This window comes from Paraburkholderia sp. SIMBA_030 (assembly GCF_046535245.1).
Taxonomy (GTDB): domain Bacteria; phylum Pseudomonadota; class Gammaproteobacteria; order Burkholderiales; family Burkholderiaceae; genus Paraburkholderia.
Genome location: NZ_JAWRXB010001647.1, coordinates 1 through 236, shown reverse-complemented (window position 1 = coordinate 236; position 236 = coordinate 1). Strand labels below are relative to the sequence as shown.

Genomic DNA, 236 nt, shown 5'->3' with positions numbered 1-236 from the left:
GACTTTACTTAAACGGTGGGAGGCAACTCCCGTGTCATGTGCGGTAAAGACGTGCGTGGCGAGCTATCCGGAATAGCCAGCGTCGCACGTAACCCGCCTTCCGGTCGGTTGACCAGCGTGATGTGTCCGCCCAGCCGGGTCGCGATGGTGTTGACGATGGTCAGCCCCAGTCCCGCGCCCTGGACATTGCCGCGACTGTAAAACCGTTCGAACAACCGCTCGCGGTCCGCTTCATC

1 protein-coding gene is annotated in these 236 nt (G+C 61.4%); it reads right to left on the bottom strand.

Annotated elements, in window-relative coordinates; all coding sequences use genetic code 11:
• Positions 1–8 precede the first annotated feature (8 nt).
• Positions 9–236: ATP-binding protein (locus tag SB772_RS45600; RefSeq protein WP_410839229.1), on the bottom strand; the 228-nt coding region annotated here is incomplete at its 5' end.